Below are 25370 nucleotides of genomic sequence, written 5' to 3'. Positions count from 1 at the left end.
CGCTACCGTCGTAAGTTTCTGCTTATGAGTTCGCATTCCCCAGGCTCCACATGTCAAGCCCATGGAGCCCAGGCCCCGTGGAGAAACCCATCATGAATTCCTCTGAACGCTTCATTGTCCGGTCGATCGCGCCCGCTGTCGGGCTGGCCTTGGCCACGCCGGTGGTCGAGGCGGCGACACCGTTCCAGCCCGCGGATGCCCTGCTCTGGCTGTTCGACGTGCCCAACGGGGTCCTGGCGGGCATGCTCATCGCCCTGAGCAGTGCACTCGCGCTGCTTGTGCAAGCGCTGCTGCCCGGTGGCGTTCCCGGAACCGGCAGGCAGTCCTCGCGCCTCCTGGCCGGCGTCATTGGTGCCCTTGCCGGCGCCTTGCTGGCAATCTCGATGGCGGGCCCCTGGCAGGATTACGTTGCCCGCCAGGTGACCAGCCTGCCGCCGACAGCGGCCGGTACCGGCAGCGAAGGGATGGCTTACGTGCTCTCCTTGCTGGGCGAACCCGGAGATGAGGCGCTGACGATGCCGGCACAGACACCGGCCAAGGTCATGCCGGGACGCGCACGGCATGCCACGATCAATTTCGAGGCGCTGGAAGCCGATACCCTGCGGCTCAACCTGTTCGATGATGCCAGCAGCCTGGCTGTGCGGGACCGTATCGTGCACGGTATGCTCCAGAGCATGGAGGGTGGCGATGTCTGGGTGGGCCATCTCGCGGAAGACCCCGAAAGCGAAGTCATTCTGGTCAACCGGGGCCGAGCCCTGATGGGCACGATCGAATCCCGCGGGAAATCCTTCGAGATCGTCCCGATCAAGGACGGCATCCATGCTGTCCGCGAACTCGACCGGAGCAAGACAGCTCCAAGCTTCGAGCCGGAAAACCTGGAATATCCGGCGGAGGGAAACCTGGTCAGCGGCAGCGAAGCGGCGCCCGGCAACATGGCCGCCAACGCCAGCGGTCCGCAGACCTTCGACCTGCTGGTCGCCTATACGGCCAGATCCCGCGCCAATGCCGGTGGCATATCGGCCATCGAAACCCGCGTCATCAACGCCGTCAGCAAAGCCAATCAGGCCTACCTGAACAGCAGGATTCCGGTCCAGCTGAATCTGGTCAAGATGGTGGAAACCCCCTATGCGGAGTCCGGCGACATGGCCCTGGACCGCTCGCGCTTGCAGGCGCGCGACGATGGCTACCTGGATGACCTTCATGCCCTGCGGGATCAGTTCGGCGCCGATCTGGTTGTCCTGGTCAACGCCAATCAGGATGTCTGTGGCACAGCGCCGGTCATGACCCGTGGCACGCCGGATTTCGCCGCCGCCGCGTTCATGGCGGTGCATGACGACACCAGCTATAACTGCCTGGGCAGCAACAATGCCCTGGCCCACCTGCTGGGACATATCCAGGGCAACGTGCACGATGTCGATCATGCACCATCGCCTGGCGCCAGCCCGGATGCCTTCGGCTATCGCGTGTGCGGCGTCTTCCGCGACATCATGGCCTATCCCTGCCAGGACGAGCCCGGCATCCCGTACTTCTCCTCGGCGGACACCGACCTTACCTATGGCGGGCAACCCATCGGCGTGGCCGGCTCTGCCGACGCCGCGCGCTCGATGCGATCCACGGCAGCCATCGTGGCCGGCTTCCGTAACCCGCCGGCGGTCATATCCGCACCGCTAGCGCCGACGGATTTCCTGGCCGACGAGGAAAGCAGCGATGGCGTCAGCCTGAGCTGGACCGATGCCGCCGGCAACGAGACCGGCTACAGGCTGGAACGCTCGATGGATGGTTACAGCTGGATGCAAATCGCTGCCCTGCCGGCCAATACGCAGAATTTCATCGACACGGGTCTCCCGGGCGGCAAGACCGTCAGCTACCGCATCCATGCCTGGAACAGCCTTGGGGCATCCCCCTACCTGACGCTGGACAAGACCCGGGATACGGCCTTGCCGACAGCCAACCCGGGGCGCCGGGCGAAAGCGCTGTCGGACAGATAGCCGAAAGCCGGGGAGCCCCCAGGAACATGGGCTGGGCGGGGCAAGAGCCGAATACCCGGGTCGCCGCTGGATGACCGGGCTCGATAGGCCGCCGCCCGGACACGCAAGGCGCGGATGAACGGGGTGCCAGCCCTCCCCTCGTTGCCGCCTCCATGAATGGCCTGACAGCCTCCGCCCGAAGACCGGAACCTTCACCAATGGACCCTATCCGTTTTGCCCTGCCGGATGACTGGCACCTGCACCTGCGCGATGGCACCGCCATGCGCGATGTGGTTGCCGACAGCGCTCGCCAGTTCGGGCGGGCCATCGTCATGCCCAATCTCAAGCCGCCCGTCACAACCGTTGTCGCCGCGCTGGATTACCGGCGACGCATACTCGCCGCCCTGCCGGCCAACAGCGGGTTCGAGCCCCTGATGACGCTGTACCTGACCGACCGGACCCGCCACGACGAGGTGCGACGGCTTGCCGATACGCCGGAGGTCCTGGCCTTCAAGCTGTACCCGGCCGGTGCGACCACCCATTCGGAGGCCGGCATCAGCCAGGTGGAAGCACTCTATCCCCTGCTGGAATCGCTGGAAAAATACCAGGTTCCATTGCTGGTGCACGGAGAAGTCACCGACGCCGCCGTCGACATCTTCGACAGGGAGGCCGTGTTCATCGACCGGCACCTGGCGCCCCTGGTCGAGCGCTTCCCCGCCCTGCCCGTGGTGCTGGAACACATCACGACCCGGGAAGGCGCCGATTTCGTCCGCGACAGCCGGGCAGGGGTCGGTGCCACGATCACCGCCCATCACCTGCTGCACAATCGCAATATCCTCTTGGCCGGGGGCATCCGGCCGCATTTCTACTGCCTGCCGGTCCTCAAGCGTGAACCGCATCGACAGGCCTTGCTGGCGGCGGCGACCAGTGGCAATCCCAAATTCTTCCTGGGGACCGACAGTGCCCCCCATCCCCGCGGCCAGAAGGAATCTGCCTGTGGCTGCGCCGGCTGCTATACCGCCCTCGCCGCGCTCGAACTCTATGCGACGGCATTCGAATCGGTCGGCAAGCTGGACCGCCTGGAAGGCTTCGCCAGCCATCATGGCGCGGATTTCTATGGCCTGCCCCGACACCAGCGAACGATCACCCTGGAGAAGGCGCCGTGGCAGATTCCCAGCCGGCTGGATTTCGGCGATGAGGAGCTCATACCGTTCATGGCTGGCGACATGCTGGCCTGGCGCCTGATCACCTGACGCCGGGAGGCAATCGATCCGGTGGCGTTGCCGGCAACCCCCGGCAAGGCAAGACCACCCAACATCCGGCGCTCGCCTGTCCTTGCGCATACTGGCGCTTGCGGAGCGCCGCTGTGGTACAGTTGACGGCTTTCTAGCGTCTTCAAGGCAGGTGTCCGCAGGCCTGCCATCACATCGACCTGCCCATGTCCGCACACACCCTCACCCATCTCAAGCAACTGGAAGCCGAGAGCATCCACATCATCCGCGAGGTTGCCGCCGAGTTCGACCGGCCGGTGATGCTCTACTCGATCGGCAAGGACTCGGCGGTCATGCTGCACCTGGCGCTCAAGGCCTTCCATCCCGGCAGGCCGCCCTTCCCGCTGCTGCATGTCGACACCACCTGGAAGTTCCGCGACATGATCGCCTTCCGCGACCGCATGGCCCATGACCTGGGGCTGGACCTGATCGTCCACATCAACCCCGAGGGCGTGGCGCAGGGCATCAATCCCTTCGACCATGGCAGCGAGAAGCACACCGATATCATGAAGACGGAGGCGCTCAAGCAGGCGCTCAACCGGTACCGCTTCGATGCCGCCTTCGGCGGCGCCCGCCGCGACGAGGAAAAGTCCCGCGCCAAGGAGCGCGTATATTCCTTCCGCGACCAGCATCATCGCTGGGACCCGAAGAACCAGCGGCCGGAACTGTGGAATCTCTACAACGGCAAGGTCAACGCGGGCGAGAGCATCCGCGTGTTTCCGCTCTCCAACTGGACCGAGCTGGATATCTGGCAGTACATCCATCTCGAGAACATCCCCATCGTGCCGCTCTACTACGCCGCCGAGCGGCCGGTGGTGATGCGCGATGGCATCTGGATCATGGTCGATGACGACCGCATGCCGCTGGCGCCGGGCGAGGTGCCGGAGATGAAGCGGGTGCGTTTCCGCACCCTGGGCTGCTATCCGCTGACCGGTGCGGTGGAGTCCAACGCCACCACCCTGCCCGAGATCATCCAGGAAATGTTGCTGACCACCACCTCGGAGCGGCAGGGCCGCCTGATCGATCACGACCAGTCGGGCTCCATGGAGAAGAAGAAGAAGGAGGGTTATTTCTGATGGCGCACCAGTCCGACCTCATCGCCGAGGACATCCATGCCTATCTGGCCCAGCACGAGCGCAAGGAGCTGCTGCGCTTGCTCACCTGCGGCAATGTCGATGACGGCAAGAGCACCCTGATCGGCCGGCTGCTGCACGATTCGAAGCTGATCTACGAGGATCAGCTGGCCGCCATCCGCAAGGACAGCGCCAAGTTCGGCACCACCGGCGACGATTTCGACCCGGCCCTGCTGCTGGATGGCCTGCAGGCGGAACGCGAGCAGGGCATCACCATCGACGTGGCCTACCGCTATTTCTCGACCACCCGGCGCAAGTTCATCATCGCCGACACGCCGGGGCACGAGCAGTACACCCGCAACATGGCCACCGGCGCCTCGACCTGCGACCTGGCCATCATCCTCATCGATGCCCGCCATGGGGTGCAGACCCAGACCCGGCGGCACAGCTACATCGTCTCGCTGCTGGGCATCCGCCATGTGGTGGTGGCCATCAACAAGATGGATCTGGTGGATTTCCGCGCGGAGGTGTTCAACGGCATCCGGGCCGACTACCTGGCCTTTGCCGACAAGCTGGGCCTCAGGGACATCCGCTTCCTGCCGCTGTCGGCGCTGAAGGGCGACAATGTGGTCCATCCCGGTCCGAACATGCCCTGGTACGACGGGCCACCGCTGATGGCGCTGCTGGACAGCATCGCCATCGCCGACGATCAGAACATGGTCAATCCGCGCTTCCCGGTGCAGTACGTCAACCGGCCGCACCTGGACTTCCGCGGCTACAGCGGCACCGTGGCCGCGGGCATCTTCCGCAAGGGCGATCCGGTGATGGTGCTGCCCTCGCGCAAGACCAGCCGCATCGCCAGCATCGTCACCTACGACGGCGAGCAGGCCGAGGCCTTCCCGCCGCAGGCGGTGACCTTCACCCTGACCGACGAGATCGACATCAGCCGCGGCGATCTCCTGGTGCGGCCGGACGATGTGCCGCAGCTGGCTTCGCGCTTCCTGGCGCAGGTGGTGTGGATGACCGAGGCGGCGCTGGTGCCGGGCCGGCAGTACCTGATCAAGCAGAACACCCGCAGCGTCACCGGCTCGGTGCCGCGCATCCGCTACCGCATCGATGTCAACACCCAGGCCCATCACCCGGCCACCCAGCTGCACCTGAACGAGATCGGCCTCTGCGAGCTGGCCCTCAGCGCCCCCATCGCCTTCGATCCCTATACCGTCTGCAAGGGCACCGGCGCCTTCATCGTCATCGATCGCCTCACCAATGTCACTGTCGGGGCGGGGATGATCGTGGGCCTGTCGGACGAAGCAGAGCAGCAGGGCCAGGTCACGCCGGAAGAGCGCGCCACCCGCTTCGGCCAGCGGGCCACGACCCTCTGGTTGGGTTGCCCGGATGCCGCCGGACTGGCCTACCGCCTGGAGCGGTGGCTGTTCAACCTCGGCCATGCCACCCTGGTGCTGGACGATCCGGCACTGGCGGAACAGGTGCCGCTGATCGCCGAACAGGCCGGCCGCGCCGGGCTGATCTGCCTCTGCGCGCAGCCAAAGCCGGCGGCCGCCGCCGGCGTGGCGCTGCCGGAAAACCTGACGACCGCCGACGCCATTCTCGGCTGGCTGCGCGAGCAGGCCATCCTGCTGACCTGAGCCGGCGCTGACGCGCCTCAGCGCGTCAACCAGTAGCGCCGGTAGCCCTCCCGGAAGGCCTGCGGCGGCGATATCCGGTTCCCGGGGGCGCCCGGCTCGACGGTGAGGGTGCCGGCTTCGGCGACGTTCATCACCGCTATCCCGAACGCGCGGTAACGCTCCAGAACCTCCCGGTGGGGAAAACCGAAGCGGTTCAGATAGCCCGCCGGGACCAGCCCCCATCGCGGCCGGACAGCCGCCAGGAGCGCGGGCGTGGACGAGGTCTTGCTGCCGTGATGCGGCACGACCAGCACATCGCTGCGCAGTGCGGAGCCATAGCGGGTTACCAGCCGGTTCTCGGCATCCGCCTCGATGTCCCCGGTCAGCAGCACGCTGCCACCTTCCCCCCGGACGCGCAGCACGCAGGAATTGTCATTGTCGCGGGTGCTGGCCGCGACCGGGCCCAGCATCTGGAAATCGACGCCATCCCAGCGCCAGCCCTGGCCGGCCTGGCATGACATGGCGGCGTCATCCCGGAACAGATCCGGTACGCTGGTGAGCAGGTGTCTCACGGGAAAGACTTGCAGCAGCGAACGGGCGCCGCCGCTGTGGTCATTGTCTCCGTGCGAGATCACCAGCACATCGATGCGCCCCAGGCCCCGATGACGCAGATAGGGTTCGACGACGGCATTGCCCATGTCGAAATGGCGACTCAGCTTCGCCCCTGCGTCGAATGCCAGAGTTCGATGACGGGTCTCGACCACCGCCGCCAGTCCCTGACCGACATCCAGCAGGGTCAACCGAAACCCGCCGGGCGGCAACCGCTCGGGCGCGTAAAGCAGCGCTGGCAGCAGCATCACCAGTCCCAGCCAGCGGGCCGGCACGCCGCGCGGGGCCAGCAACAGGATCACGCCCGCGAGCGCCAGGGCCATGTGCCCAAGCGGCGGCACGGGATGCGTCCATTGCGCCACGGGCAGCGAGGCTATCCAGGTCAACACCCGCCAGGACTCGCGCATGACCCATTCGGCCAGCGCCAGCAGCGGCTGGCCCAGCGCCGGCGATACCGGCAGCAGCAAGGCCCCCGCCAGGCACAGCGGGATCAGCAGCGTTCCCAGCACTGGTACGGCCAACAGGTTGGCGAAAGGCGACACCAGCGACATCTGCCCGAAAAAGAGCAGCAGCACGGGCGCCAATCCGACCGCGGTCAAAGCGTTGATGCGCCAGAGCAGGCGGCCGCCGCGAGCCGGGGCCAGCCGCCCGCGAACGCCATAGGCGATGAGCGCCACGGCCGCGAACGACAGCCAGAAGCCCGGCGCCAGCACCGCCAGCGGATCCCGGAGCACGACGGCGATCAGCGCCAGGGCCAGCAGGTGGGCGACATGCGTGGGACGTTGCAGGACCACAGCGCCCATGGCCATGGCGACCATGATCAGCGCGCGCTGTGTCGGGATGCCGAAATCGGCCAGCGCCGCGTAGGCCCAGGCCCCCACCAGCCCGGCCAATGCCGCGATCCGCGGCGGGGAAAGGCGCTGTCGCGGACCCAGCCGGCTGACCAGCGAGCGGACCAGGAAGAAGACGAGCCCTGCCACCAGACCGATGTGCGACCCCGAGATCGCGATCAGGTGCGCGGTGCCGGTCCGGCGCAGCACATCCCACTCCGGACGCCCGATGCCATCCTCGACGCCCATGGTCAGCGCCATCAGCAACCCGGCCACGGGACTGTGCTGCCAGACCGCCTGAAGACGATCATGGATGTCCTGCCGCCAACGCGGCAGCCAGGATCCGGGAGCCGTGAGCGCCAGCCGCCGGTTTTCCAGCGATTCGCGCACATAGCCCACGGCACCTATGCCCTGGGCGAACAGCCAGCGCTCGTAGTCGAATCCGCCGGGGTTCAGCATCCCGCGCGGCGGTCGCAGGCTCAACCGCAAGCGCCAGGATTCGCCCGCCTTGACGGCTTGCCCGGCACGATACCAGCTGACCCGCAGCTTCCGCGGCAACCGTTCCAGCGGCGCTTCAAGGATCCGCTCCACGACAAGGTCGAAGCGCTCGCCGCGGTCCATGGGACTCGGTATCGTCGCGATCCGTCCTTCGACCAGCACCTGGACCCGGCCCTGGGCCGTCAGCGCATCGGCCAGTCCCAGGGCAGCATAGCCACCGGCCCAGCAGAGCCCGAGCGAAACCCCTGCAAGACCGGGCCGGCCGAGCCGGAACAGCCCGACCGCTCCCAGCGCCAGCGGCAACCAGAGCAGGGGCGCGGGCAGGCCGGGCAGCTGCTGGATGAGCAGCGCGCCGGCCACCAGGCCGAGGGCAAAGCGAATGACGCGCTCATCCGGCGGCCCGCCACCCCCGCGCGGTGGCGACGCCGGATCTTGTGCGGGGGAAGCCGCGCGGCACCCGCGCCGGAAAATGCCGGTGGTCAGTCCAGGGCGTCCAGATACTTTTCGGCATCCAGCGCCGCCATGCAGCCCGACCCGGCCGAGGTGATCGCCTGCCGGTAGATCGAGTCCGCCACATCACCGGCCGCGAAAACGCCGGGCACACTGGTCGCCGTCGCGTTGCCCTCGGAACCGCTCCTGATCTGGATATAGCCGTTGCGCATCTCCAGCTGCCCATCGAAGATGCCGGTATTCGGGCTGTGGCCGATGGCGATGAAGACGCCCTCGACAGCGATATCCTGGGTGGCGCCGCCCTCGACGGCCTGGATGCGGATGCCGGTGACGCCCTGGTCGTCGCCCAGCACCTCCGCCAGCGTATGGTTCCACTGGATGCTGACGTTGCCCGTGCGGGCACGTTCCAGCAGCTTGTCGGAGAGAATCTTCTCGGAGCGGAACCGGTCGCGCCGATGGATCACGGTCACGTGCGAGGCAATGTTGGACAGGTACAGGGCTTCCTCGACCGCGGTATTGCCGCCGCCCACGACCGCCACCGGCTTGTTGCGATAAAAGAAGCCGTCGCAGGTCGCGCAGGCGGAGACCCCCTTACCCTTGTAGGCCTCCTCGGATGGCAATCCCAGATACCGCGCCGAAGCCCCGGTAGCGATGATCAGCGCATCGCAGGTGTAGGCGCCGGCATCACCGACAAGCCGGAAGGGCCGGCTGCCGAGTTCGGCCGTGTGGATATGGTCGAAGAGGATCTCGGTTTCGAAGCGCTCCGCATGGCGCTTCATGCGCTCCATCAACTCGGGACCCTGGACGCCGTCGGCGTCGCCGGGCCAGTTGTCGACATCGGTGGTGGTGGTCAGCTGGCCGCCCATCTCGAGTCCCGTCACCAGGACAGGCTTCAGGTTGGCGCGGGCGGCATAGACCGCGGCGGAATAGCCGGCCGGGCCGGAGCCCAGAATCAGCAATCGACAGTGTTTAGCATCGGCCATGGTGTCCTCGGGTAGGCGATCAGGCAGCGTCGGCGACTGGCGAGGATGCCGGAAAACCCGGCCTGTCCGGGGACTCCGCCGCCAGCGTCGCACGGCTCTGTGAAAATCGGCAAGCATAGCCATGATTGCTGCCAGGGTCGAGCCTTGCGGAGCCGGCGAACATGACCCCCGGGGCGAAGTGGGGCAAAATAGCCGGCAATGGCCGTATCAACGGTATCGCCGCGGGCCGCGGTGCCGCCAATCAGGGGATGGAGAGGGGGAAAGGGTTTGCTTGAGGTTCTGAGAAAACTGGCGTTGGGTCGCGATCTGGGTACGGCCCTGCTCAGGGGGCTGCGGGAATCCATCCTGCTCCTTTACCTCGCCATCTCGCTGTTGCTGCTGATCTCCCTGGCAACCTTCGATCTCGACGATCCCGGCTGGAGTCACGGCGGCAGCCGCCTTGACATACACAACGGGGCCGGCAGCGCCGGTGCCTGGCTGGCCGATTTCTTCCTGTCGCTGTTCGGTATCAGTGCTCACCTCCTGCCTTTCCTGCTGGCATACTACGGCTACCGGGTTTACCGCCATGCCGGAGACGAGCGCCCGGCACCGGCCGATACGGCCCTGCGCTGGCTGGGCTTCGGAATCGCCCTGATAGCGGCCACTGGCATCACCGAGCGCTTCATGGTGCGTCCCCGGCTGGAACTGCCGGAGGGTTACGGCGGCATCGTCGGCCGTGAAATCTCGGATCATTTCTACCATGCCTTCGGCACGTCCGGGATGACCATCCTGCTGGTGACACAGTTGCTGGCCGGGGTCTCCCTGTGTACCGGCCTGTCGTGGGTCTGGGTCCTGGACGGCGCGGGCCAGGCAGGCCTGTCCCTGGCCATGCGGGTGAGCACCCTGCTGCCGCAGCGGAACCGCTGGTCCTGGCCACGCCGACAGGCGAAGGCCCAGGAGGGCGAAACCGAACCGGCATCGTCCTTCCGCCCATCCGGCGAAGCCACGGAGCGTGCCCGCCGGCCCAAGCCATCAGTCCCGCCACCGGCCAGCGCCCCCGTCGTCGACGTCGCCAGCCCGAAACCACGCAAACCCCAGAAGCCGGCCGAGTTGCCCCCCGTGCACGCTGGCCAGCTGCCGACCCTCGACCTGCTCAACGACCGGGCGCCGCGTATCCGCGGCTATAGCACTGTCCAGCTGGAGGAGATGTCGCGCCAGCTGGAAGCCATCCTGGACGACTTCGGCGTCGAGGTGCAGGTGATGGAGGTGCACCCGGGGCCCGTCATCACCCGCTTCGAGGTGCAGCCGGCGCCTGGGGTCAAGGTCAGCCGCATCAGTGGCCTGGCCAAGGACCTGGCCCGCACCCTCTCCGTCAACAGTGTCCGGGTCGTCGAGATCATTCCCGGCAAGGCCGTCATCGGTCTCGAGATTCCCAACGAGGAACGGGAGACCGTGCTGCTGCACTCGGTGCTGGCCTCACCCGCCTATCAGGATAGCCATTCGCCGCTGACGCTGACCCTGGGCAAGGACATCAGCGGCCATCCCGTGGTCGCGAATCTCGCCCGCATGCCGCACCTGCTGGTGGCGGGCACGACCGGCTCCGGCAAGTCGGTCGCCGTCAATGTCATGATCCTCAGCATGCTTTACAAGGCTCGGCCCGAGGACGTGCGCCTGATCATGATCGACCCCAAGATGCTGGAACTGTCGGTCTACGAGGGCATCCCGCACCTGCTGACGCCGGTGGTCACCGACATGAAGGAAGCCGCCAATGCCCTGCGCTGGTGTGTGGCGGAGATGGAGCGCCGTTACAAGCTGATGTCGCTGATGGGCGTGCGCAATCTCGCCGGCTTCAACCAGAAGGTCAGCGAGGCCAGCGCCGCCGGCGAGCCGATCCGCGATCCGCTGTGGTCGCCGGACCTGCTGACCGAGAACGACGAAGCGCCCTTCCTGGAACCCCTGCCCTTCATCGTCATCGTCATCGACGAACTGGCCGACATGATGATGATCGTCGGCAAGAAGGTGGAGGAGCTGATCGCCCGCCTGGCACAGAAGGCGCGCGCCGCCGGATTGCACCTGATCCTGGCGACACAGCGGCCCTCGGTCGATGTCATCACCGGCCTCATCAAAGCCAACATCCCGACACGCCTCGCCTTCCAGGTCTCGTCGAAGATCGACTCGCGGACCATCCTCGACCAGGGCGGGGCCGAATCCCTGCTCGGCAACGGTGACATGCTCTACCTGCCCCCGGGCACCGGCCTGCCCATGCGTGCCCATGGCGCCTTCGTCTCCGACGACGAGGTGCACCAGGTCGTGGAATTCCTCAAGCGGACCGGCCCGACCAAATACATCACGGAAATCACCCGCTTTTCCGAGGACGCCGGCAGCGGCGATGCCGGCGGCTACCGCAATGGCGACAGCGGCGGCGGCGAGGAATCCGACCCGCTGTACGACGAGGCGGTGCGCTTCGTCACCGAATCGCGCAAGGCGTCCATCTCCAGCGTCCAGCGACGTTTCAAGGTGGGCTACAACCGCGCGGCGCGGATGATCGAGGACATGGAGAACGCGGGCATCGTCGGCCCCGCGGAAACCAACGGCAGCCGCGAGGTGCTGGCACCGCCGCCGCCCGGCGACTGACCCGAAGCGACTGCCAGGCAGGACGCATCGCCTTTCCGCGCCCTGCCCGGCCCTTTCCAGGAGACTCTAAGCTTGCCCCAGTCCCGCCCGCCCAGAAAGAAAGCCCTCCAGGTGCCGGAGGCGCCCGTGTTTTGCTCGCGCGAGGAACATCTGGCGGCCGGCAAGGCCCTGCGCGAGGCCGTGCCGCGCCGAAGCCACGCCGACTGGCCAAGCGCCTCGGCCCGACGCGACCCGATCGCGCTCCTGGAGCAGTCCAACCGTGACCGGCTGCCGGAACTGGTGCCGATCCGCTATGGCCGCATGCTGCGCAGCCCCTTCACGTTCCTGCGCGGCTCGGCCGGCCTCATGGCCCATGATCTCGCCCTGACCCCGACCACCGGCATCAGGGTGCAGGCCTGCGGCGATTGCCACCTGCTGAATTTCGGCCTGTTCGCCAGCGCCGAACGCATCCTGCTGTTCGATATCAACGACTTCGACGAAACCCTCCCGGCTCCCTGGGAATGGGATCTGAAGCGCCTGGCCGTCAGCCTGGTCGTGGCGGGACAGGACTTTGGCTTCAACGCGGAGGCCGTCACCACCGCCGCAGTGGCATGCGTCCGGGCCTATCGCGAGCAGCTGCGGCGCTACTCGAGCATGAGCCCGCTGGAGGTCTGGTACAGCCGGCTGGACATGGACACGCTGATCGCCCTGGCGCCCGACGCCAAGGCCCGCAAGCGGCGCGAGAGCTATGCCGCGCGGGCCCGCCAGCGGGTGGGCGACCGGCTGTTCCCGCGCATCACCAAGTCCGTCGGCGGACGCCCGCGCCTGCTGGACCAGCCGCCGTTCCTCTTTCATCCACCGGATGAGGCGGCCTTCCGCGAGAAGGCCATGCAAGCGCTCGCGGCCTATCGCGCCTCGCTCCCGGACGAGCGCCGGGTGCTGCTCGACCGCTATCGCATCGAGGATGTCGCGCTGAAGGTTGTCGGTATCGGCAGCGTGGGAACCCGCTGCTATGTCGCTCTGTTCTTTTCGGAGCAGAACCAGCCGCTGCTGCTGCAGGTCAAGGAAGCCTGTCCATCGGTCCTGGCCCCCTATGCCGGCGGCTCCGCCTATGAGAACCAGGGGCAGCGCGTGGTCGTGGGCCAACGGCTGATGCAATCGTCCAGCGATATCTTCCTCGGCTGGGCCAAGGGGCCTCAGGGGCATGATTTCTATGCGCGACAGATGCGTGACATGAAATTCTCGCTGCCGCTAGAGGAATCCTGTCCGGTCAAGCTGCAGCGCTATGGCGAGGTTTGCGCCTGGGCGCTGGCCCGCGCGCATGCCAAGTCCGGCAATGCCACCCTCATCAGCGGATATCTGGGCAAATCGACCGTCTTCGACGAGGCCATCGGCGAATTCGCCCTCGCCTACGCCGAGCAGAACCGGCACGACCACGCGGAACTGGCCCGGGCGGAACGGGAGGGCCGGATCCAGACGCTACGGGAAGACAACCTCTAGACAGAGGGCAGACAACGATCGAGCCACGGATGCCGGCCGCCTGTCACAGCCCGGACGGGTAATCGCATGACGGGATGCTGACGCGATTGCAACAGGATTTTTATCCCTCGCCATGCCGACGGATTGGTTTTTGCCTCCCATCAGCTGGTAAACTGCCGCCCGCTTTCGAGGTGCCCGGCGCAATCCCCGCGCTGGGTTAAACGGGAAGCCGGTGAGGAATCTCCCAAAGCCGGCGCTGCCCCCGCAACGGTAAATCGGTTAAAGCTTGTCACTCCTGCCACTGTGCCTGCGCATGGGAAGGCGGCAAGCCCGGCCCCAGGGCCACCGATGAGCCCGGATACCGGCCCCGAAACGACCTGCCGACCGTTGCGGAGGGCAACGCCGGTTCGATGTCGTTCCGCGGCAAAGGCTGCCGTTGCCGTCGATACCGTGCTGTCTCCGTGACGATTCTCCTGCCGTGCGGGTGTGCGCGGCACAACGGAACACAGACAGCATTGAGATGAACCGCTTTCACCTACCCTCCACCCTGCTGCTTGCAGCCGCCTCGCCGGCGCTCGTCGCCTCGACGGCGGAAGATGCCGTACCCGAACTGGAAACCACCGTCGTCACGGCCAACCGCTACGAATCGTCGATGCAACAGTCGGGAACCTCGATTACCGTGATCACCGCCGATGATATCCAGAAGCGGCAGGTTCTGAGCGTGGCCGATGCCCTGCGACTGGTCCCCGGCCTCGATATCCTCAACAGTGGCGGCATGGGCCGCATGACCAGCGTCTATACCCGCGGCGCGGGTTCAGGCCAGACCCTGGTGCTGATCGACATGGTGGAAATGAACGATCCGTCGTCGCCGGTCGGTGCCTTCGATTTCGCCAACCTTACCGTCGACAATATCGAACGCATCGAAATCCTGCGCGGCGGCGAGAGTGCGCTGTATGGCTCGGATGCCATCGGCGGTGTCATCAACATCGTGACCAAGAAGGGCAAGGGAGCCCCCAAGTTCAGCCTGTCGTCCCAGGGCGGCAGTTACGACACCTTCAAGGTGCTGGGGTCGGCCGCCGGGGAACTGGACGACTTCAATTACGCACTGACAGCCAGCGAAACCCAGACGCACGGATTTTCCGCTGCCGACTATCTCTGGGACAATCCGGAACGCGACTGGTACCGCAACACCACGGTCGATGGCCGGGCAGGCTATCAGGCCCTGCAAAACCTCGATTTCGGCGTCAACCTTCGTTACAACCACGGGAAAAGCGCCCTGGACTACATGTTCGGCGATCCCATCCGGCCCAACGCGCCCACCGACGCCCTCAACTACACCGGCACGACCGGCGAGCTGTACACCCGCGGCTTCACGCACTTCAAGCTTCTCGACAACCTGTGGGAACAGACGCTGGGCGTGGCCTACGGCCAGACCAACCGCGACTACAACAACTGGGACCCCGCCCTGCCCTTCGACCTTTCCGGCACCTACGAGGGCACCAAGCTCAAGGGTGACTGGCAGCACATCCTGCACCTGCCGGAGGACAACACGCTGACGCTCGGGCTCGAGGACGAGGAGGATACGCTGGTCAACCAGAGCGAGGGCATCGGCAGCCAGAACTACAACACCCAGGGCTATTACCTATCGGACCAGTTCGACCTGCTTGACCGTTCCTACACCACGGCCTCCGTTCGCTATGCCGAGAACAATCGGGTCGGCAGCAAGGTGACCTGGAGCGTTACCGAGGCGGTCCTGATCGACGAGACCGGCACCAAGCTGAAAGGAAACTATGGTACCGGCTTCAAGGTACCGACCCTGTATGAACTCTACGCCCCCTTCTATGGCAACCCCGAGCTTTCACCGGAGACCAGTCGCAACTGGGACGTGGGTTTCGAGCAGGCGTTTCTGGAGCGGCGCATCCAGTTTGGCGCCACCTATTTCAACAACCACTTCGACAACCTGATCCAGGCCAATCCAGCGAACTGGTTCAAGGCGGAAAACATCGAAAGTGCGCGGGCCGAAGGTGTGGAAGCCTTTTTCCAGGTCAATCCGATCGAGAATCTGACCCTGCGGGGTAATTACACCTTCAATGCAACCCTGAATGAAAACACCGGCAAGGCGCTGGTCAATCGACCACGGGATAAAGGCAATTTCGAGGCCAACTACCGCTTCCTCAAGGATGCCGACATGAATCTGGTGGTGATTGCCGTCGGCGAAAAGGACGGTGTCCTGGACACCCGCGTGCCGGCCTACGCCATCGCCAATCTGGCCGGGAGCTACAACCTCAATCCCTATGTGAAGCTGTTCGCCCGCATCGACAACCTGTTCAACAAGGAATATCAGGAAGTCTATGGCTACGGCACGACCCGCCTGGCCGGCTATGCCGGCGTGACGGTGACCTACTGAGGCCCTGGCGCGAGCCCGGCCCCAGGGGGGCCGGGATGCGCGTCTACTTGACGACCTTGAGGGTTGGTTTCCTGCGCGGGGGAGGCGTGGGCGCCGTGGGTTCGGGTGGCGTCGGCGGCTGTGTCTCATCGCCGTCCTCCTCCTCGTCGAAGATCATGCCACGGCCGTTTTCCTGCGCATAAAGCGCCAGAACGGCCCGCATCGGCACGTCCACCTGCATGGGCTTGCCGCCAAAACGGGCGCTGAAGAGCACATGGTCGTTGCCAAGCGAGAGCCCCTGTACGGCCTCGGGCCGGATATTGAGCACGATACGCCCATCCTGAACATAGGCACGGGGCACCACCGTCCCCTCTGCCTCGGCGTTGACCAGCAGGTAAGGCGTGAAATGGTTGTCGACGATCCAATCATAGATGGCCCGGATCAGATAGGGCTTCAACGAACTCATGCGTGGCTGGAAAAGACAATCAGCGGGCCGACCTGCAAGATCAGGTCGTCCCGCCTCGTAGAACATGCTCGGCGAATGGAATGAGGGTATGCCTGGCCGGCCGACCCGGAAAGATCAGTCGATATCCTTCCAGTATTCCTTCTTGAGCCGGTAGAAAATGTAGGTCAGCAACAGCATGAAGGCGATCACGTACTTGCCCAGCGGTATCCGCTGCAAGGCGGACGGCTCGCCGACATAGGCGAGAAAGCTGACCAGGTCGTTCAGCGCCCTGTCGAACTCGCGGGGACTCATCGCTCCGGGCCCGGTGCGCTTGACGCCGACGACCTCCAGCTTGCCATCCACCCGGCCCATCTCCGGTGCCTGCGGGCCCTGCAGCTGCCACAACGGGTTAGGCATGGCCACATTGGGCGCCAACAGATTGTTGACACCGAAGGGGCGCCCGGAATCCTCGTAGAAACCCTTCAGGTAGCTGTATACCCAGTCGGCGCCACGGGCGCGAACGATCAGGGACAAATCTGGCGGCTCGACCCCGAAGGCGAGCTTGGCATCCTCGGCCCCCATCGCCGTGTGCACGGGTTCGTGGATCTTGGCATCGCCGTGCAGGAAGAATTCGCGCAGCTTGTCCTCGCTGACATGCAGATCCTTGGCGATGCGGGAATAGCGGATCTGCTTGAGGCCATGACAACCCAGGCAATAATTGGCGAAATGGCCTGCGCCGCGGATCACCGAGAGTTGATCGAAGACGTCGACATCGGCATGTTCCAGCCCGACGCCCGACTCGGCCCTGGCTCCCAGCGAGGCGGCAGACAGGAGAAGGATTGCGAATGCTTGTTTCATGCGGTTGAACTTCACGAATTTTTCCCGAGCACTTTCGACAGGGCTTCCCGGCACCTGATGACCAGCGGCGCGTGTTCGACCGCACGCAAGCCATCCTCGATCAGACGCCATTGGAATCCTTCACGCTTCGACAGGGGGATGACGGGCTCCGTCAGGCGCTCGGGCACAGGCTTGGTGATTTCCACCGATGAGAACAACGGCAACAGCAGGAAGAAAGCGAAGTAGATGCCGGAGAACACCCGCGCCATCAGGGTGTAGGTTTCGGTGACAGGCTTGGTGCCCAGAACGCCGAGACCCAGGAAGCTGATGACGAAGGCCGTCAGAGCCAGCTTGAACAGGGGGCTGCGATAGCGGATCGACTTTACCGGGCAACGGTCCAGCCACGGCAGCAGGAACAGCACCACAATCGACGCGCCCATCGCCAGAACGCCGCCCAGCTTGCTCGGTATCGCCCGCAGGATCGAGTAGAACGGCGTGAAGTACCACACCGGCTGGATATGCTCCGGGGTCTTCATCGGGTCGGCCGGCTCGAAGTTGGGGTGTTCGAGGAAAAGCCCGCCCATTTCGGGCGTATAGAAGACGATCCAGGCGAAGATGGTGATGAACAGTCCGGCGACGTAGAGATCCTTCACCGTGTAGTACGGGTGGAAGGGAATCCCGTCCCGGGGAATGCCCACGAGATCGCGGTTCTTCTTGATCTCGATTCCGTCCGGATTGTTCGAGCCGGTGGTACGCAGGGCGGCCAGGTGCAGCACGACCAGCGCCAGGATGGCCAGCGGCACGCCGACGACGTGCAGGGCGAAGAAGCGGTTCAGAGTCGCATCCGCGATCACATAGTCGCCACGAACCCAGGTGGCCAGCTCCTCGCCCACGACCGGGATGGCCCCGAACAGCGAGATGATGACCTGGGCGCCCCAATAGGACATCTGCCCCCACGGGAGAAGGTAACCCATGAAGGCTTCCGCCATCAGCAGCACGAAGATGACCATGCCGAACAGCCACAGCAGCTCGCGCGGCTTCTTGAAGGACCCGTAGAAAATCCCCCGGAACATGTGCATGTAGATGACCACGAAGAACAACGAGGCCCCCGTGGAATGCAGGTAGCGCAACAGCCAGCCCCAGCTGACGTCACGCATGATGTACTCGACCGAGTCGAACGCCAGATCGGCGGCAGGCTTGAAGTGCATGGCAAGCCAGATGCCGGTGAGAATCTGGTTGACCAGCACCAGGAGAGCCAGTGAGCCGAAGAAGTACAGGAAATTGAAATTCTTCGGCGCGTAGTATTTCAGCAGTTGATCTTCCAGAAACTTGCCGATCGGCAGACGCTCGTCCAGCCACTCGCGAAAGCTAGTGCCCCTCTGACTCATTTAGGCTTTCTCTCCGTCCAGGCCGACCACGATACGGGTCTCGCTGGCAAAGTAATAAGGTGGGATTTCCAGATTGACGGGGGCCGGCACGCCCTTGTAGACCCGGCCGGCCATATCGAACTTCGAACCATGGCAGGGGCAGAAGAAGCCGCCCTTCCAGTCGGAACCGAGGTCCGCCGGGGCGATATCCGGACGGTAGGTGGGCGAGCAGCCCAGATGCGTGCAGACACCGATGGCCACGAAGACCTCGGGTCTGATGGCGCGTGACTCGTTGCGGGCCGCCGCCGGCTGCTCCGACTGCTCCGACTTGGGATCCAGCAGCACCGGGTCGAGTTGCGGCAGATTTGCCAGCGCCTCGGGGGTCCGCCGCACCACCCAGACAGGCTTGCCGCGCCACAGCACCACAACGCGCTGGCCCGGCTCCAGGCCGGCGATATCCACCTCCACCGGGGCGCCCATGGCTTCCGCCTTGGCGCTGGGTTGCATTGAGGATATGAAAGGCACGGCCACGAATCCCGCCCCCACGGCGCCCACCACAGTGGCCGCCTTCGTCAGAAACCGGCGCTTTTCGTTATCCACGCCATTGATCATGCAGATACTCCATTACGGGAAGGAACCGACGGACAGGGCTGACATGCCTCGATGCCAGCTTGCCGGTCCCGGATTGAAATTCATTGTTTCCCTGAGACTTCTGGGTAGGATTTTGTGGGAGATCGCCACGAGGGTCAAGAAAAACCCGATCATCCCCGTTACGGGACATCGCCCGAGACCCGGGGAGCGCTAAGCCGTCTCGGCCAGCGCCTGCCGGAAGGCGGTGAGGAAGCGCTGGTTTTCCTCCGGCTTGCCGACCGTGACCCGCAGGCACTGACTAAGCGCCCCCCCGGCCGGGTGCAGGTTCTTGATCAGCACGCCGGCCGCCTTGAGCGCCTCGAATACCCGGTCGGCGTCATGGCGCAGCAAACGCAGCAGGAGAAAATTGGCCTGGCTGTCATAAACCCGGACCGCCGCAATCTCCGCCAAGGCCGCTGCCAGCCGCGCGCGATCCTCGCGAATGGCGGCGACCTGGGCAGCGAACACCGCCTGCTGCTCCAGCGCGAACTCGGCGCTGAGCTGGGTCAGCACATTGATGTTGTATGGCAGGCGCAGCTTGTCCAGTTCCCGGATCCAGTCCGGCGGCCCCGCCAGAAAGCCCAGCCGCAAGCCCGCCAGCCCCAGCTTGGAAAGGGTGCGCATCACCAGCAGGTTGTCGTACTGCCCCACGCGATCCATGAATCCGGCATCGGCATAGGGTGCATAGGCCTCGTCCAGCACGACCAGACCTGGCGCAGCATCGAGTATCCGTGCCACGTCGGCGGCATCGAACAGGTTGCCGGTGGGATTGTTGGGATAGGCCAGGAAAACGATGGCCGGCCGGTGTTCCGCCATGGCGGCGAGGAAAGCGCCGATGTCCAGCGCGAAATCCCCGGCCCGGAGCGGCACGCCGACGAACGGCAGCGCCAGGCTGACGGCGAGCTGCCGGTACATCACGAACGTCGGCACCGGGGCCATGACCACCGATCCCGGCTTCAGGGCCATCAGCAGAATCTGGATGATCTCGTCGGACCCGTTGCCCAGCAACAGCTCGGCATCCCCAGGAACGCCATTGGCCGCCTTGAGCGCCCTTTTCAGGTTGCCGCAGACCGGGTCGGGGTAGCGATTGGGTTCCGCGCCGCGCAACCGTTCCAGCCACAGGCGGGTGGTTTCCTCTGGCCAGGCGTAGGGGTTTTCCATGGCATCCAGCTTGATGTAGCCGCGCGCATCCGGCACATGGTAGGCGGCAAGCGCCCTGACCTCCGGTCGCAGCAGGGCCTCGAGGCGGGAATCGGCGCGGCTCATGGCGACGGCCTCAAGCGATACTCGGCGGAGCGGGCGTGAGCGCTCAGGCCCTCGCCGCGCGCGAGCACGGACGCGGTGCGCGCCAGGGTATCCGAACCCTCGGGCGAACAGAAGATCAGGCTCGACCGCTTCTGGAAATCGTACACGCCCAGCGGGGAGGAAAACCGGGCCGTGCCGGCCGTGGGCAGCACATGGTTCGGGCCGGCGCAGTAATCCCCCAGCGCCTCGGCCGTGTGACGGCCCATGAAGATGGCGCCGGCATTGCGGATACGGGCCGCCAGCGCCTCGGGATCGGCGACGGAAAGCTCCAGATGCTCGGGAGCGATGCGATTGGCCACCGCGGCAGCCGTATCCAGGTCCGGTACGGCAATCAGGGCGCCGCGCGAGGCCAGCGAGGTCTGGATCACCTCGGCCCGCTCCATCGTTGGCAGCAGTTTCCCGATGCTGGCGTCCACGGCATCGAGGAAAGCGGTATCGGTGGCGACGAGGATGGCCTGGGCGTCCTCGTCATGCTCGGCCTGCGAGAACAGGTCCATCGCGATCCAGTCGGGATCGGTCCTGCCGTCGCAGATGACCAGAATCTCCGAGGGACCGGCGATCATGTCGATGCCCACCTGGCCGAAGACCAGCTGCTTGGCGGTGGCCACATAGATGTTGCCGGGACCGACGATCTTGTCCACCCGCGGCACCCGCGCCGTGCCATAGGCCAGTGCCGCCACCGCCTGTGCGCCGCCGATGCGGAAGACACGGCTGACGCCAGCCAGGTGCGCGGCAGCCAGCACCAGCGGGTTGAGCTCGCCGCCGGGGGTCGGCGTCACCATGACGATCTCCGGCACCCCGGCGACATGAGCCGGAATGGCATTCATGAGCACCGACGACGGGTAGGCGGCCTTGCCACCCGGCACATAGAGTCCGACCCGGTCGAGCGGGGTGACCTGCTGTCCCAGCCGCGTGCCATCGGCCTCGGTGTATTGCCAGGAGGAGAGCTTCTGGTGCTCGGCATAGGCGCGGATACGGGCGGCGGCGGTTTCGAGCGCATCCGCCAGCGCCGGGGACAGCCCCTCCCAGGCGGTGCGCAGGACAGCCGGGTCGAGTTCCAGACCTTCCTCGCTGCCCGGGTCGAAACGGTCGAAGCGGCGGGTCAGCTCCAGCAGGGCCTCGTCGCCCCGCTGGCGGATATCGCCGATGATGGCCCTTACCCGCGCATGGACATCGGCGTCCGAGGTCTCGTCGTAGGCCAGCAGCGCCTGCAGGCGCTGGTCGAAATCGGGATCCCGGCTATCGAGGCGGCGCAGGTTCAGCATGGTGTCCCCTCCTGTGCCAGCGCCTGGCGCAGTTCGGCAATGAAGCCGGTGACTTCGGCATGTTTCATCTTCATGGCGGCCTTGTTGAGGATCAGCCGACTGCTCACGTCCATGATCAGCTCCAGCGGCTCCAGGCCATTAGCCTTGAGGGTCTTGCCGGTATCGACGACGTCGACGATGCAGTCGGCCAGCCCCACCAGCGGCGCCAGTTCCATCGAGCCATAGAGCTTGATGATCTCGGCCTGGATGCCCAGCGACGCGAAATAGCGGTGCGCGGTCTTGACGTACTTGGTGGCAACCCGCGGCCGGCTGCCGGGCTTGAAACTCAGGCCGGGCCGGCCAGCGGTCATCAGCCGGCAACGGGCGATGCCCAGGTCAAGCGGCTCGTAGAGCCCGGTTGCGTCGTACTCGGCCAGCACATCCTTGCCGGCGATGCCCAGATCGGCGGCGCCGTATTCGACATAGGTGGGCACGTCGCTGGCGCGGATGATGAGAAATTGCAGCCCGGCGCGATTGGACGGCAGGATCAGCTTGCGGCTCTTGCCGGGATCGACGGTGGGTTCGATGCCGATGCGGGCCAGGAGGGCGACGGCCTCGTCGTAGATGCGGCCCTTGGATAAGGCGAGTGTCAGCATGGTCGGATTATTGCGGCACGCGGCGGATTTCCGCGCCCAGTTGTGACAGTTTCTCTTCGATGCATTCGTAGCCGCGATCGATATGGTAGATGCGGTCGACCATGGTCTGCCCTTCCGCGACCAGCCCTGCCAGCACCAGGCTGGCCGAGGCGCGGAGATCGGTCGCCATCACCGGCGCGCCGGTCAGGGCCGGTTTGCCGCGGATGATGGCGGTGTGCGACTCGACGGTGATGTCGGCCCCCATGCGCTGCATTTCCTGCACATGCATGAAGCGGTTCTCGAAGATGGTTTCGGTAATCACGCCGACACCATCGGCGACCGCGTTCAGGGCCATGAACTGGGCCTGCATGTCAGTCGGGAAGGCCGGATAGGGCGCCGTGCGGATGGAGACGGCATGCGGGCGCTGCCCGCCCATGTCCAGCTCGACGGTGTCGTCGGTGACGCTGATGCGGGCGCCGGCCTCGCGCAGCTTCTGCAGCACGGCGTCGAGAATCTCGGGCCGCACATCCTTCAGCTTCAGCCGGCCTCCGGTGATCGCCGCGGCCACCAGATAGGTACCGGCCTCGATGCGGTCCGGCATCACGCGGTAAAGGCGACCGTCAGCCGACAGCGACGGGACGCCCTCGATTTCGAGCACGTCGGTCCCGGCACCGTGAATCCTGGCGCCCATCATGTTGAGGAAGTTGGCGAGGTCCACCACCTCCGGCTCGCGTGCCGCATTCTCGATGACGGTGGTGCCCTCGGCCAGGGTGGCCGCCATCATCAGGTTTTCGGTGCCGGTCACGGTGACCAGGTCCAGCACCAGCCGGCAGCCTTTCAGGCGCTTGGCGCGGGCGTGGATGTAGCCGTTGCGCACGTCGATCTCGGCGCCCATCTGCGCCAATCCCTGCAAGTGCAGGTTGACCGGCCGGCCGCCGATGGCGCAGCCGCCGGGCAGCGACACCTCCGCCTGGCCGAAACGCGCGACCAGTGGCCCCAGCACCAGGATGGAGGCGCGCATGGTCTTGACCAGATCGTAGGGCGCCAGGTAGCTGCCGATGCTGCGGGTGTCGACCTCGATGTTGAGCTTCTCGTCGACCGTCAGGCCGATGCCCATGCGCCCGAGCAGTTCCATGGTGGTGGTGATGTCGAGCAGGTGGGGGACGTTGCCGACGCTCACTGGCGTCTCCGAAAGCAGGGTGCCGGCCAGGATCGGCAGCGCGGCATTTTTGGCGCCGGATACGCGCAACTCCCCGTTCAGGGGAATGCCGCCGGTGATCAGAAGCTTGTCCATCAGTGAGTCTCTTGCCTCGAGTTGAATTCAGTCAGGGAGGAAGGGCGGCGGCGTTTCGAGCGGCAGCATGTCCGCGATCCCGCATACCCGCACCATGGCGCGCAGCGGTTCCGGCAGGTTCGCGTAGTGCAGCGGGCAGCCTGCCTGCCGGGCCAGCCGCAGCCATTCGATGAGCAGACCGACCCCCGCGCTGTCGGCGCGGGTCACGCCAGCGAGATCGAATACCAGCGGCATCCCCCCGCGGAACAGGGGCTCGGCCTGGCGCAATGCGGGGACAGCCGTGTCGAAGCTCATGTCGCCGAGCAGCCGGTAGCGCCCCTCGCCGGCGACGCCTTCGAACGCCAGGCCGGCAGCCGTGCCCGCAGCGGAAGACATGGTCAATGCGGTTTTTTCGACGCCGGCTTCGACTCCGCCGGTGCCCTGTCGCCGGCCCTCGCTGCCGCCCGGGCAGCAGGCGGCCTCGCCTGGGACCTGGCGGCCGGTCCGGCCAGCTTCGCGGCGGCAGCCGTGTCGGCCTTGCCCGCCAGGCTATCAGCCTTGGCATCGGTTGCGGATTGGGCCGCCTTGCCCGTGCCCTCTTCCGCCTTGTTGAACAGAAACCGGCTGATGAGCTGTTCCAGCACCATGGCCGACTGCGTCAGCTCGATCTCGTCGCCATCCTTGAGATAGTCGTCCGAGCCGCCCGGCGACAGGCCCACGTACTGTTCGCCCAGCAGGCCGGCGGTGAGGATGCTGGCGCTGGTATCCTCGGGCAGGTTGCTGAATGCGGGGTCGATGCGCATGTCGACGATAGCCTCGTAGCGCTTGGCGTCGAAGCCGATGCGCTCCACCCGGCCCACCGTCACCCCGGCCATGGAGACCGGCGCCCGCACCCGCAGGCCACCGATGTTGCCGAAATGGGCCCTGACGACATAGCTGCCCTTGGCCGAGCGGAATTCACCCAGATTGCTGACCTGCATGGCCACGAAGAACAGACTCAGGAGGCCCAGCGCGACGAACACGCCCACCCAAATTTCAACAGCCCTGGAGGCTTGCATGTCAATCCCCAAACATTAGCGCGGTGAGCACGAAATCCGACCCCAGCACGGCAAAGGCCGAATGCACCACCGAGCGGGTCGTGGCGCGGCTGACGCCCTCGGCAGTCGGCAAGGCATCATAGCCCTCGAAAACGGCGATCCAGGTCACGATCACCCCGAACACCAGGCTCTTGATGAATCCATTGACGCTGTCATCGTAAAAATCGATCTTGGCCTGCATCTGCGACCAGAAAGGCCCCTGATCCACACCCAGGAGGCCCACACCGACGAAATAGCCCCCCAGGACGCCGACCGCGGTGAACAGGCCGGCCAGCAGCGGCATCGACAGGACACCGGCGAAGAAGCGCGGCGCGATCAGGCGCCTGACCGGATCGACGGCCATCATTTCCATGCCGGACAGCTGCTCGGTGGCTTTCATGAGGCCGATCTCGGCGGTCAGGGCCGAGCCCGCCCGGCCGGAGAAAAGCAAGGCCGTGACCACCGGCCCCAGTTCACGCACCAGGGAGGCGGCCACCATCACCCCCAAGGATTCCTCGGCGCCGAAGTCGGACAGCACATTGTAACCCTGCAAGGCGAGCACCATGCCGACGAACAGGCCCGAGACCGTGATCAGCAGCACGGTGAGGACGCCGACCGAGTACAGCTGGGCGACCAGGAGCCGCGGGCGCCGCAACAGCTCGCCCAGACCGGCCAGCATGTGGATGAGGAACACATGCCCGCGCCCAAGCTTGCGCAGGGATTTCAGGGTCTCGCGCCCCAGCCGCTGGAAGATGCCCGTGAACCGGTTGATCATGGTTGATGTATCGGAGCGCC

General features: G+C 65.6%; 20 protein-coding genes and 1 riboswitch. Of the genes, 7 read left to right on the top strand and 13 right to left on the bottom strand.

Translation table 11 applies throughout. The features are described from left to right. The first annotated feature begins 92 nt into the window (after positions 1 to 92). The 4 genes from ACH5N8_RS07260 (at position 93) to cysN (ending at position 5957) form a co-directional block, all read left to right on the top strand. Complete coding sequence (locus ACH5N8_RS07260; RefSeq protein WP_483283055.1) at positions 93 to 1988, top strand: reprolysin-like metallopeptidase; 1896 nt, start codon at positions 93 to 95, stop codon at positions 1986 to 1988. Between the two features lie 197 nt (positions 1989 to 2185). Further along, the gene (pyrC, locus tag ACH5N8_RS07255; protein ID WP_483283054.1) at positions 2186 to 3220 is read left to right on the top strand and encodes a dihydroorotase; all 1035 of its coding nucleotides are present in this window, start codon (positions 2186 to 2188) and stop codon (positions 3218 to 3220) included. Positions 3221 to 3405: 185 nt separating this feature from the next. Continuing rightward, positions 3406 to 4314 carry a sulfate adenylyltransferase subunit CysD gene (cysD, locus tag ACH5N8_RS07250; protein WP_483283053.1) on the top strand — a complete coding sequence of 303 codons (909 nt, stop codon included), beginning with the start codon at positions 3406 to 3408 and terminating at the stop codon, positions 4312 to 4314. After that, on the top strand, positions 4314 to 5957 hold the full coding sequence (cysN, locus tag ACH5N8_RS07245; RefSeq protein ID WP_483283052.1) for a sulfate adenylyltransferase subunit CysN: 1644 nt from the start codon (positions 4314 to 4316) through the stop codon (positions 5955 to 5957). The genes cysD and cysN overlap by 1 nt, the downstream gene beginning before the upstream one ends. A gap of 17 nt (positions 5958 to 5974) precedes the next feature. On the opposite strand, the gene ACH5N8_RS07240 is transcribed toward cysN, so the two are convergent. Together ACH5N8_RS07240 and trxB are read right to left on the bottom strand one after the other, a co-directional pair. Beyond that, positions 5975 to 8233 carry a DNA internalization-related competence protein ComEC/Rec2 gene (locus tag ACH5N8_RS07240; RefSeq protein ID WP_483283051.1) on the bottom strand — a complete coding sequence of 753 codons (2259 nt, stop codon included), beginning with the start codon at positions 8231 to 8233 and terminating at the stop codon, positions 5975 to 5977. A 119-nt stretch (positions 8234 to 8352) separates the two neighbouring features. Next, positions 8353 to 9306: a thioredoxin-disulfide reductase gene (trxB, locus tag ACH5N8_RS07235; protein ID WP_483283050.1), complete on the bottom strand. Its 954-nt coding sequence runs from the start codon at positions 9304 to 9306 to the stop codon at positions 8353 to 8355. Between the two features lie 267 nt (positions 9307 to 9573). Between trxB and ACH5N8_RS07230 the strand changes: the two genes are divergently transcribed. The 3 genes from ACH5N8_RS07230 (at position 9574) to ACH5N8_RS07220 (ending at position 15784) form a co-directional block, all read left to right on the top strand. Further along, positions 9574 to 11919: a DNA translocase FtsK gene (locus tag ACH5N8_RS07230; RefSeq protein WP_483283049.1), complete on the top strand. Its 2346-nt coding sequence runs from the start codon at positions 9574 to 9576 to the stop codon at positions 11917 to 11919. A gap of 72 nt (positions 11920 to 11991) precedes the next feature. Next, positions 11992 to 13398 (top strand): DUF2252 domain-containing protein, encoded by a 1407-nt coding sequence (locus ACH5N8_RS07225; RefSeq protein ID WP_483283048.1) that lies wholly within the window; start codon positions 11992 to 11994, stop codon positions 13396 to 13398. Between the two features lie 151 nt (positions 13399 to 13549). Further along, positions 13550 to 13761: riboswitch (cobalamin riboswitch) on the top strand. 136 nt (positions 13762 to 13897) lie between these two features. Continuing rightward, positions 13898 to 15784: a TonB-dependent receptor plug domain-containing protein gene (locus ACH5N8_RS07220; RefSeq protein WP_483283047.1), complete on the top strand. Its 1887-nt coding sequence runs from the start codon at positions 13898 to 13900 to the stop codon at positions 15782 to 15784. Positions 15785 to 15827: 43 nt separating this feature from the next. Here the strand turns inward: ACH5N8_RS07220 and ACH5N8_RS07215 are convergent, their stop codons facing one another. The 11 genes from ACH5N8_RS07215 to mlaE all read right to left on the bottom strand — a co-directional run bounded on the left by ACH5N8_RS07215 (position 15828) and on the right by mlaE (position 25350). Further along, the gene (locus ACH5N8_RS07215) at positions 15828 to 16229 is read right to left on the bottom strand and encodes a ClpXP protease specificity-enhancing factor (protein ID WP_460027528.1); all 402 of its coding nucleotides are present in this window, start codon (positions 16227 to 16229) and stop codon (positions 15828 to 15830) included. 114 nt (positions 16230 to 16343) lie between these two features. Next, entirely contained in the window at positions 16344 to 17066 is a 723-nt protein-coding gene (locus ACH5N8_RS07210) for a cytochrome c1 (protein ID WP_483283046.1), read from the bottom strand. An 11-nt stretch (positions 17067 to 17077) separates the two neighbouring features. Then, positions 17078 to 18433 carry a cytochrome b gene (locus ACH5N8_RS07205; protein ID WP_460027530.1) on the bottom strand — a complete coding sequence of 452 codons (1356 nt, stop codon included), beginning with the start codon at positions 18431 to 18433 and terminating at the stop codon, positions 17078 to 17080. Beyond that, positions 18434 to 19024, bottom strand: coding sequence for a ubiquinol-cytochrome c reductase iron-sulfur subunit (gene petA / locus ACH5N8_RS07200; protein ID WP_460027531.1), 591 nt, complete (start codon positions 19022 to 19024; stop codon positions 18434 to 18436). A 189-nt stretch (positions 19025 to 19213) separates the two neighbouring features. Beyond that, positions 19214 to 20308 carry a histidinol-phosphate transaminase gene (hisC, locus tag ACH5N8_RS07195; RefSeq protein ID WP_483283045.1) on the bottom strand — a complete coding sequence of 365 codons (1095 nt, stop codon included), beginning with the start codon at positions 20306 to 20308 and terminating at the stop codon, positions 19214 to 19216. Continuing rightward, positions 20305 to 21612: a histidinol dehydrogenase gene (gene hisD, locus ACH5N8_RS07190; protein ID WP_483283044.1), complete on the bottom strand. Its 1308-nt coding sequence runs from the start codon at positions 21610 to 21612 to the stop codon at positions 20305 to 20307. The genes hisC and hisD overlap by 4 nt, the downstream gene beginning before the upstream one ends. Further along, positions 21606 to 22247, bottom strand: a complete 642-nt coding sequence (hisG, locus tag ACH5N8_RS07185) for an ATP phosphoribosyltransferase (protein WP_460027534.1) — start codon at positions 22245 to 22247, stop codon at positions 21606 to 21608. The genes hisD and hisG overlap by 7 nt, the downstream gene beginning before the upstream one ends. A gap of 7 nt (positions 22248 to 22254) precedes the next feature. Then, positions 22255 to 23520, bottom strand: coding sequence for a UDP-N-acetylglucosamine 1-carboxyvinyltransferase (gene murA / locus ACH5N8_RS07180; RefSeq protein WP_483283043.1), 1266 nt, complete (start codon positions 23518 to 23520; stop codon positions 22255 to 22257). A 27-nt stretch (positions 23521 to 23547) separates the two neighbouring features. Beyond that, positions 23548 to 23895, bottom strand: coding sequence for an STAS domain-containing protein (locus ACH5N8_RS07175; protein WP_483283042.1), 348 nt, complete (start codon positions 23893 to 23895; stop codon positions 23548 to 23550). 2 nt (positions 23896 to 23897) lie between these two features. Beyond that, positions 23898 to 24557 (bottom strand): outer membrane lipid asymmetry maintenance protein MlaD, encoded by a 660-nt coding sequence (gene mlaD, locus ACH5N8_RS07170; RefSeq protein WP_483283041.1) that lies wholly within the window; start codon positions 24555 to 24557, stop codon positions 23898 to 23900. 1 nt (position 24558) lies between these two features. Continuing rightward, on the bottom strand, positions 24559 to 25350 hold the full coding sequence (mlaE, locus tag ACH5N8_RS07165; protein WP_483283040.1) for a lipid asymmetry maintenance ABC transporter permease subunit MlaE: 792 nt from the start codon (positions 25348 to 25350) through the stop codon (positions 24559 to 24561). Positions 25351 to 25370: the final 20 nt, after the last annotated feature.

Source organism: Methyloparacoccus sp. NF-16, assembly GCF_056880625.1.
Note: the sequence above shows the minus strand (reverse complement) of the source record. Positions and strands in the feature narration are given on the sequence as shown.

Bases quoted from the DNA above. Each gene is read 5' to 3' on its own strand.
- ACH5N8_RS07210 (WP_483283046.1), bottom strand. From the start codon at position 17,066: ATGAAACAAGCATTCGCAATCCTTCTCCTGTCTGCCGCCTCGCTGGGA.
- hisG (WP_460027534.1), bottom strand. From the start codon at position 22,247: ATGCTGACACTCGCCTTATCCAAGGGCCGCATCTACGACGAGGCCGTC.
- mlaD (WP_483283041.1), bottom strand. From the start codon at position 24,557: ATGCAAGCCTCCAGGGCTGTTGAAATTTGGGTGGGCGTGTTCGTCGCG.
- ACH5N8_RS07260 (WP_483283055.1), top strand. From the start codon at position 93: ATGAATTCCTCTGAACGCTTCATTGTCCGGTCGATCGCGCCCGCTGTC.
- mlaE (WP_483283040.1), bottom strand. From the start codon at position 25,350: ATGATCAACCGGTTCACGGGCATCTTCCAGCGGCTGGGGCGCGAGACC.
- trxB (WP_483283050.1), bottom strand. From the start codon at position 9,306: ATGGCCGATGCTAAACACTGTCGATTGCTGATTCTGGGCTCCGGCCCG.
- ACH5N8_RS07220 (WP_483283047.1), top strand. From the start codon at position 13,898: ATGAACCGCTTTCACCTACCCTCCACCCTGCTGCTTGCAGCCGCCTCG.
- ACH5N8_RS07205 (WP_460027530.1), bottom strand. From the start codon at position 18,433: ATGAGTCAGAGGGGCACTAGCTTTCGCGAGTGGCTGGACGAGCGTCTG.
- petA (WP_460027531.1), bottom strand. From the start codon at position 19,024: ATGATCAATGGCGTGGATAACGAAAAGCGCCGGTTTCTGACGAAGGCG.
- cysD (WP_483283053.1), top strand. From the start codon at position 3,406: ATGTCCGCACACACCCTCACCCATCTCAAGCAACTGGAAGCCGAGAGC.
- cysN (WP_483283052.1), top strand. From the start codon at position 4,314: ATGGCGCACCAGTCCGACCTCATCGCCGAGGACATCCATGCCTATCTG.
- hisD (WP_483283044.1), bottom strand. From the start codon at position 21,612: ATGCTGAACCTGCGCCGCCTCGATAGCCGGGATCCCGATTTCGACCAG.
- ACH5N8_RS07215 (WP_460027528.1), bottom strand. From the start codon at position 16,229: ATGAGTTCGTTGAAGCCCTATCTGATCCGGGCCATCTATGATTGGATC.
- ACH5N8_RS07175 (WP_483283042.1), bottom strand. From the start codon at position 23,895: ATGTCTTCCGCTGCGGGCACGGCTGCCGGCCTGGCGTTCGAAGGCGTC.
- murA (WP_483283043.1), bottom strand. From the start codon at position 23,520: ATGGACAAGCTTCTGATCACCGGCGGCATTCCCCTGAACGGGGAGTTG.
- hisC (WP_483283045.1), bottom strand. From the start codon at position 20,308: ATGAGCCGCGCCGATTCCCGCCTCGAGGCCCTGCTGCGACCGGAGGTC.
- pyrC (WP_483283054.1), top strand. From the start codon at position 2,186: ATGGACCCTATCCGTTTTGCCCTGCCGGATGACTGGCACCTGCACCTG.